The organism is Dehalococcoidales bacterium, assembly GCA_035529395.1.
Taxonomy (GTDB): Bacteria; Chloroflexota; Dehalococcoidia; order Dehalococcoidales; family Fen-1064; genus DUES01.
This window is the reverse complement of record DATKWT010000029.1, coordinates 1-8,399: the sequence shown is the minus strand read 5'-3', so window position 1 is coordinate 8,399 and position 8,399 is coordinate 1. Positions and strand designations below refer to the sequence as shown.

General features: G+C 55.1%; 7 protein-coding genes. 4 read left to right on the top strand and 3 right to left on the bottom strand.

What is annotated here, in order from left to right; genetic code table 11:
- Positions 1-278: 278 nt before the first annotated feature.
- Positions 279-470, top strand: a complete 192-nt coding sequence (locus VMW13_01820; GenBank protein ID HUV43546.1) for a hypothetical protein — start codon at positions 279-281, stop codon at positions 468-470.
- Between the two features lie 36 nt (positions 471-506).
- On the opposite strand, the gene selB is transcribed toward VMW13_01820, so the two are convergent.
- The 3 genes from selB to VMW13_01805 all read right to left on the bottom strand — a co-directional run bounded on the left by selB (position 507) and on the right by VMW13_01805 (position 4,995).
- Positions 507-2,357, bottom strand: coding sequence for a selenocysteine-specific translation elongation factor (gene selB, locus VMW13_01815; protein ID HUV43545.1), 1,851 nt, complete (start codon positions 2,355-2,357; stop codon positions 507-509).
- Positions 2,358-2,393: 36 nt separating this feature from the next.
- The gene (gene selA, locus VMW13_01810; protein HUV43544.1) at positions 2,394-3,770 is read right to left on the bottom strand and encodes an L-seryl-tRNA(Sec) selenium transferase; all 1,377 of its coding nucleotides are present in this window, start codon (positions 3,768-3,770) and stop codon (positions 2,394-2,396) included.
- A 346-nt stretch (positions 3,771-4,116) separates the two neighbouring features.
- Positions 4,117-4,995: a methylenetetrahydrofolate reductase gene (locus VMW13_01805; GenBank protein ID HUV43543.1), complete on the bottom strand. Its 879-nt coding sequence runs from the start codon at positions 4,993-4,995 to the stop codon at positions 4,117-4,119.
- A gap of 640 nt (positions 4,996-5,635) precedes the next feature.
- Here VMW13_01805 and VMW13_01800 point away from each other — a divergent pair.
- The 3 genes from VMW13_01800 to VMW13_01790 all read left to right on the top strand — a co-directional run bounded on the left by VMW13_01800 (position 5,636) and on the right by VMW13_01790 (position 7,976).
- Positions 5,636-6,331, top strand: a complete 696-nt coding sequence (locus tag VMW13_01800; GenBank protein ID HUV43542.1) for a response regulator transcription factor — start codon at positions 5,636-5,638, stop codon at positions 6,329-6,331.
- A 277-nt stretch (positions 6,332-6,608) separates the two neighbouring features.
- Positions 6,609-7,238, top strand: a complete 630-nt coding sequence (locus tag VMW13_01795; protein ID HUV43541.1) for a hypothetical protein — start codon at positions 6,609-6,611, stop codon at positions 7,236-7,238.
- 72 nt (positions 7,239-7,310) lie between these two features.
- On the top strand, positions 7,311-7,976 hold the full coding sequence (locus VMW13_01790; GenBank protein HUV43540.1) for a response regulator transcription factor: 666 nt from the start codon (positions 7,311-7,313) through the stop codon (positions 7,974-7,976).
- The last annotated feature ends 423 nt before the right edge of the window (positions 7,977-8,399 follow it).

The window sequence follows — 8,399 nt, the reverse complement described above, 5'->3', positions numbered from 1 at the left end:
CATAACACCCCAGATTCTTCGGCTGTGGCCTGCTGGCTTTGCCAGCAGGTACGCTCAGAATGACAGGTGAGGGTGGGATTGCGGCAATCCCGTGGAGATTGCTTCGTCGTCTGCGGCTCCTCGCAATGACAGGTAAGGTCTTCCCAAAAGAATCGATGGATTAGGGGGCAATTCGAATACTTGACACCACCCACGCGAGATGATAAACTTCTGCTCTCTGAGACCTGAGAATTAAACAATCTTAATCAGACTTGCGGAGATGATAAGGGAGGGTCACCATGACAGAGCAGGAGCAGTCAATAGTCGACAGATTCAAGAAGAACTCCGACGGCACCTGGACCAGCATCAAGGCCGCACCACTGAAAGTCAAAAATCGCACCATAACCATCGGCGAGGGCATGACCTTCACCAAGGGCGAACCCTTCATGTTTATCGATGTCGCCGCGTACCTGGACGAGCAAAGCAAGTAAGTCCCGCCCTGCACCTCGTATATTGTCGGTGGAATATTAGTACAGCACCCTTTCGTCACCGACGCGGCGAGTAACCCTTTTGCTATCCAGGTATTCCAGGAGGGCCTGGGCATACTTGCGACTGGTCCGGAACATATCGCGTACTTCGGCCAGGGTCACTTTGTCCTGTGCCATGATATGAGCGGTTACCTTTGCCACCATATCATTGTAGGTATCCGTGGAGAAGACCACACCTTCAGCTACCTTTACCACTTCCTGCTTTTCAATGAGGAGATTTAAAACGTCAGGCTCCGGTACCAGGTCGCCGGGGGGCGTGTAGGGGTTCTCACTGAGTGACTTCAGAAACACATCCACCCTGCCCTGTTGTGCCGGAGTCAGCTGTGCCTGGTGCCCTGAGAGGCGTATATTCAGCCCTTCCTCCACCACTGCACCCTGTTCGATCAGCTTCCCCAGGATGGCCTGGGAGTGTACCTGCAGCGCAAGCTTTTTACCCAGTTCCACACGGGGGATGCCGGGGCGGGTTGGATATCTATTATGGTAGTCCCGAACCAGGGCCACTGCTTTTTCCTCCATACCATCCCAGCCGGATGGTGTAAACAGCACGTCGTTCTCCCCTGGCCCGATTCTAACCACCTCTCCCCGTCCGATTAGCGCTTCTATAGACGGTCCGACCTCCCCCGGAGGCAGCCCGCTCTGCTCCGATATTACCGAAGGCGTTGCCGGCTGCCTTGCCCCGAGCAGTGCCAGGACAATGTCGTCGACGCTGCCTTCTTCCCTGGTGATAAGTCCATCGATAACGTTCGGTCGGAAGCGGCGAAGTCGCCTGGCGTGTGCGTCGGTAATTCTCCCACCGCCGAGCGTATCCGTGGTTGAGCGGATGATGAAGTGGTCCCCGTTGACAGCAGCCACCGGCCTGTCCAGCAGTAGCTGCACCCAGGCAACCTCTCCCGGTTTTAGCTCATCCGCTTCGAGGAGGCGGACCTTGACGACTGCTTCAGAGGCTCCGGTAAAGAAGCTCAGTTTCGCGTTGTGTCTCAGCGGCCGGCGGACGTAGTCAAGCAGTCGAAACCGGGCACTCAGCATGGTAGTCGGCTTCAGCCAGCCGGGCCGGGCAAGTACATCACCGCGCTGCAACTGTGACGTGGTAATACCGACAAGGTTGGCAGCAACCCGGCTCCCGGGCTGGGCAGTCTCTATCCGTGACCGGTGCATCTGGAGTCCGCGCAGCCGTGATTTCACCCCGGAGGGCACGACCTCCACCTCGTCCCCTACGGATAGTGAGCCTTCAATCAGCGTGCCGGTTACAACCGTACCTGCGCCGGACATGGTAAATACCCGGTCTATCGGCAAACGGGCCCGGTCAGTCTCCTTTCTCGGTACGCTCTCTTCCAGCATCCTGTCGATTGTGGTCGTAAGCTCCGGCAGACCTTCACCGGTGAGGGCCGATACCACGACAACAGGTGACTGCGACAGGGAAGTCGGTTCCAGCAGCTCCTCAACCTCCATCCGCACCAAGTCGAGCCATTCGTCATCCACCAGGTCCTTCTTGGTGATGACGGCGATTCCTCTCGAGATTGCCAGGAGGTCAAGGATTGCCAGGTGTTCCCTGGTCTGGGGCATTACGCTTTCATTGGCGGCGATAACCAGTAGAGCCAAGTCTATCCCGCCCACGCCGGCGAGCATATTCTTCACGAAACGCTCGTGCCCGGGAACATCGACGATGCCGACCTCTCGACCACTGGGCAGTTTCATCCAGGCAAAGCCGAGGTCGATTGTCATGCCCCGCGCTTTTTCTTCTTCCAACCGGTCAGGGTCAATCCCGGTCAGGGCATTCACCAGTACCGACTTACCGTGGTCTATGTGTCCCGCGGTGCCCAGTACGAACATCGCTCAACCTCTCCCGTCTTCCTGCAGTTACGCCTTCTATTTCAGTTCTTCGACCAGGCTATGCAGTGCTTCGAGTACGGCGTTATCCTCTTCCGGCAGCACGGAGCGCGGGTCGAGCAGTAGTATGTCGTCATTAACACGCCCGACAACCGGTGTCTCCCGGCTACGCAGCATTCTGCTCAGCGCCTGTGGCGAGTGACTGCCCTTTCCCGTACGGATAGCCACCAGCCTGGTGGGCAGGGTACCACCGGGAAGACTGCCTCCGCCAACCATTGTCTCCCCGTCCCTCACATCGGCCAAATTCCCCATAACACGGGCCCACTGCCCTGCCCGCCGGTCAATCTCATCCAGGGGAGCGGCAATCATCCGCCAGACCGGTATCTTCTCCGTGGCTTCGTCCTTTATGTAATGTACCAGCGTAGCAACCAGGGCCGCCAGCCTTATCTTGTCAATCCTCGCCGCCCTGGCCAGTGGATGCTTCTTGAGTTTATCGATGAACTGACGCTTGCCGACAATAATGCCCGCCTGCGGTCCGCCCACCAGCTTGTCTGCGGAGAAGAAGGTCAGCCCTACTCCGGCGGCAACACTCTGCTGTACCATTGGCTCAGGGTCAAGTCCGTACACGGTCGTGTCCAGAAAACAGCCGCTGCCCAGGTCATCAAGAACCGTAATGCCATTGTGCTCACCGACAGCCACCACTTCCTCAAGGCTTACCTCATGGACGAATCCGACCACCCGGAAATTGCTGGAATGGACACGCATCAACGCTGCGGTACGCGGAGTGACGGCCTGTTCGTAGTCGGCAGCGTAGGTGCAATTGGTTGTGCCCACTTCAACAAGCCTGGCCCCGCTCTGCCGCATAACGTCGGGTATGCGAAAGCTGCCGCCAATCTCAACCGCCTGTCCCCGGGAGACAACCACCTCTTTCCTCTTCGCCAGGGCGGAAAGACCCAGCAGCACTCCGGCAGCGTTGTTGTTGACCACCAGTGCCGCTTCGGCACCGGTAAGCTGGCAGAGGATATTCTCCACGTGTACGTGTCGGGAGCTTCTACGCCCTTGTTCAAGGTCGAATTCAAGGTTGCTGTAGCTGGTAGCCACCGGGGTCATTGCCCGTGCTGCTTCCGGGCTGAGCGGCGCTCTTCCCAGGTTGGTGTGCAGAAGCACTCCGCTGGCATTTATCACGGGGCGCAGACCGGGATTTGCCAGGGCACGCAGTCGTCCGGAAACAGAAGCAACGATTTCTTCGATTGTCGGGCAACGATTGCCTTCGGTAATGGAGCGCCGGGCTTTTTCCAAATCTTCCCGAACGACATCCACCAACAAGGCATGTTGAAAGCTCTCCTGAAACTCCTGGAGTTGCTCGTGGGAGACTACCTGGTCGACACCGGGGAGATTACGAAATTCGCTGTTCATATTCCTCTCCACGAGTATCCTACAATATCAAGGCCATGTTTGGAAGCCAATGTCCTTGTCCACAACGTTCGCAGCACCGGTACCAGCTTCGGCATCATTCTCATATATCCAGAGCCGGTGATAGTCGGTGCGACAGTCCGCTCTTGTTCAGGTAAAAGGGTAACACTACAGAGTGAGGCGTCGTGGTTACTGCCCAACGACACACCCCCTGGTCCTCACCATGCAGGGCGGTAGTTTATCATCACTACTGAAATCGGTCCGCTAAAGGGTGTGGATATAACAGGTATCGATGCTACACTCCCTTATTAAAAGATTCTGCGATGGGTGTTCCTTGCACCACATGACACTAATTAAGTTCAGCCTCCTTGATAATCTCCGGCACAAGTTCGTCCCATCCCAGCGGCATAATATGAACCCCCTGACAGAGTGGCTTTACCTGTCGGATAAGGCGGATTGTGATTTCAACGGCCTTTTTCCTGCGGTCTTCCTTTTTGGTTTCCGCCATCTCTTCGATAAGGCTATCCGGAATACTGATTCCAGCCATATTTGAATTCATAAACCTGGCCATGGCGGCACTTTTAAGTATTACAATACCGGCAATAATTGGTACCTTGAATTTTTGTGCCTGGTCCATGAATCGCTCAAATATCTCCGGTTCAAAGACAGCCTGGGTCTGAAAGAACCTGGCTCCAGCTTCTGTCTTCTTTCCCATCTTGATTATCTCGGGCTCCAAAGGATCAGCCGCCGGGGCAACCACTGCACCCAGGAAGAAGTCGGGGTTGCCATCCAGTTCGTGCTCGGTCATGTCAAACCCCTGGTTCAAAGTGCTGGTAGCCTTGAGCAGTTGCACCGAGTCAAGGTCATAGACCGATTTTGCTTCAGTGTGGTCACCCATATTAGGGTGGTCTCCAGTCAGACAGAGTACATTTTCGATACCGAGTACCCAGGCACTGAGCAGGTCCGATTGAAGTGCCAACCGATTCCGGTCACGGCAGGTAAGCTGAAAGACCGGCTCCAGCCCCCGCTCAACCAGCTTGGCACAGACGGCCATTGAGCCAATCCGCATCACGGCACTCTTCAGGTCAGTAACGTTTAGCGCCACCACCCGGTCGCGCAGGTTGTCTGCATCTTCCAGGCATTTATCTATATTCACCCCCTTAGGTGGCCCAATCTCTCCAGTAACCACGAACTTTCCACCTTCAAGGGCTTCTCTTAGCTTGCTCATTAATACTCCTTATATGACGATTGCACTGGTATAATCGCGGCTGACGGAGGCATTCCGGTCTCACTGCTTGTCATCAATAGTATATCCATGGAAATTGGTTGTCAATCTCCACTACACTGCACTGTCGATGTCCTACAATTTTATCACCATCCATCTGTTCCGGGGAAATGGCACCATGAGGAGGATGGTGGTATTGAACAGGCGTTGGTCTCTCGAACTATAACCATGAACCAGTTGGCTCCCCATGTTGGTACTTCTAGGGCTTACCCACAGGTACATCACGTGACATAGTGAGTATAAGTAGCACTTCAGCAAAGGCCTGAGTACATAGGCATAGAGGAGGTTCTTGTTGAAATCGACCAAACGTGCCGGAGTCTTCGGGTGTCAGAAGCTGTCGGTTCTGAGGGAGAGTGACAGCGGACGATTCGGCAGACTGCCGTCACCATGTTCAGTTCGCCGACAGTAATGAGGAGGCCATGACCACATTGCACCGGCACCAATCCAGCACAGTTATTATGAGTGACGGCCCTGCCTCTCTGGACGGACAGGAGCTTCATAGTCGTCTTCGATGGGAGTTCAACGTACCGAGCATCACACTGGGAAGCAGGGATATATGTGCGCGGGCACTAAGGAGGGAGTGATGAAGGTGCTGGTAATCGAGAAGGGATCGGACCAGGCCAAATATATCACCCTCTGTCTTCAAATAGGCTATTCGGACCTGCAGGTTATCGTTGCTAAGGACTTTGATAGCGGGATCCACCTTATCGAGACCGAATCGCCTAGCCTGGTATTTCTGATCTGTTCTTGTCCTGCTACGGACTGCGCCAGTGTGATTGGCGAGATCCGTGAGTTCTCGGACGTGGGGCTGATACTGATCGCCGAATCGGAGACCAGCGAGCTGGAACGGACCGAGTACCTGGATGCCGGGGCTGATGAGTGTATCGGCAAGCCGTTCAGTCCCATAGACGTTCTGGGCAGGGTAAAGGCGCTGATGCGACGGATAGACGGGAGCGGTTTTAAAAAGGACCACATTTTCATGCTGGAGGACGACCTCATGATCAACTTCGGTACTCGCGAAGTGATTGCCTGTGGCAAGAGTGTGAAGCTGACACCCATCGAGTTCAAGCTGCTGTCCGAGCTGGTCAGGAACACGGGCAAAGTGCTGACCCACCAGTTGCTCCTGGAGAAAGCCTGGAGCCCAGAGTGCACCACAGACATTACCCTGGTCAAGAGGTACATCTACCGACTACGGCGCAAGATCGAAGCGAACCCTGACGAGCCTCAGCTCCTTCACAGTGAGAGGGGCATAGGCTACCGGTTCGCAAAACAAGCGTAGTCCCCATCCGGATCCTTTCGCCATCTAACAGGGTGATGAAAAACCCTCTCGACCAATCCCGTGCGAGCGCCCCTCAGAAGGGGCGGAGCCCATCTGGACTCCCTTTTTTCAGCAACCTGCTAAGGGCAGGCAAACGCCTGCCCTTTCTTTTTGCTCTCCTTTGTTGACCCAAATAGGACCAGAAATGGACTATCAAAGACCTGTTTGTTGACCCTTGCGACCATTTTGTTGACCTCCCTGTTGTATCATTTTGACTGAATACCTTTCTGGAGTGCTGATGGACAGCAGAGAGAGCATCCTTGTTGTTCACGGTAACCAACTGACGGCATCCCGTATTTCGGGAGCGCTGGAGGTGTCGGGTTACGAGGTGGTTGCCAGCGGCAGTGCGAGTGAGGGTTTGAAGAACCTCTACGAAGCACGGCCTGATCTGGTAATCATCGAAGAGGATGTATTGCTGGAGGAGACAGGTCAGTCGTATTTGAGTATACGTGTGGAAGTATACGTGCCGTTGATAGCGGTAGGGTTCGAGGGGAAATCGGTGGAGATTCTGGAGATGGGGGTTGACGCATACCTGGGGGAACCGTTGAGCCTGCGCGAGTTGGTAGCCAGGGTGCACTCCATTCTCAGGCGCAAGAAACAGTACCGGAAGCGCCGTGAGGACCACTCCAGCTCCCCCGGCCACGTCGATGACCTGCCGGATAGCGCCAGGGAAAAGCTCACCGACACGGAGTTCCGCCTGCTCTCCTGTCTTGTGATGAATGCCGTGGAGGTACCCCCCTATGCTCGTGCCGCCATGTCACTGCTACAGCTCGGGCACAATTGCTACCGAATTCCTACAGGTCTTATACTGGTATCTAACGGCAGCAGTTCAGGATATTACTATGGCATAATCTTGGGATTACTGTGACAGCGACTTAGCAGGTCAATGAGAGACTGCTCAGTATCCCCGCATGGCAAAGTCTCATCGGAGAAGGTTAGTATGGCTGAGGCGATAAGAGTCCTCGTGGTTGATGACTGCCCTGTGGTACGTACCGGCCTGATTAGCATACTGGGTGCTGCAGCTGATATTGACGTTGTCGGTGAAGCTGGAGACTACCCGGAGGCTATTCGCAAGGCACTCGAACTGAGGCCGGACATTGTCCTCGTGGACATATTCATGCGGGGCTGCACCGGGTTGGAAGCCATGGTGACCATGAGGGAGGACTTCCCCGGCGCCAAAGTGGTTATCTTCACCGCCTCTGAGCAGGAAGGGAACGTGCGTCAAGCTCTCCGGTCAGGGGCGAAGGGTTACCTGCTCAAGAGTAGCACCCTCGAGGAGGTGGTAGATGCCGTCAGGCTTATCGCCGCCGGTGAGGTAATGCTGTCTCAGCATACGGTTACCTTGCTAGTTGCCGAGTTCCGCAACCGAGAAAATGGAACCAATCACGAATCGGAGATCAGTAGCAGGCAGATGGAAGTGTTGCAACTGGTCGGAGAATGCTTGACCAATACCGAGGTTGGCCATCGTCTATTCATCAGTGAGAGCACTGTCAGAACGCATCTTCGTCGCCTGATGGAAACGCTTCACCTGAGGAACCGTGCTGAGGTGGTGGCCTATGCCATCAGCCACCACCTGACAAGCAACAGCCGATTGCTTCCCAACTAGACCTGTCTCGTTCGGCTCTCTCCAGAATAGTGGTAGGCACCCCGCATCATAACACGTGGCCGGACTTTGTTCCGGCACTACGCGTTCCCGCTCCCTCCCCGGGTTTGCCTGTAGCTCTGTCGTCAATTTCGTGACACGTCTTCGTGACAGGAACCATCATTCTGACTATGTAGAATCACCATCGCAGCGACATACACGCCCGCCAGGGCGTGCTACTATTTACGTCCCTGTCGGCAGAGGCTGACAGGATATGATGCGCCCTGGTCGATTCTCCAGAGGTGTGATTGTCTCTGGTGAGGGGTACCTCAATAGAAACCTGACAACACAAAGCTTACAAAGCTAATCCAAATACGGAGGAGAAACAAAAATGAAAAAACTACTTTTCGCGATAATGGCATGTGCGCTCTGCCTGGGCCTGGTGGG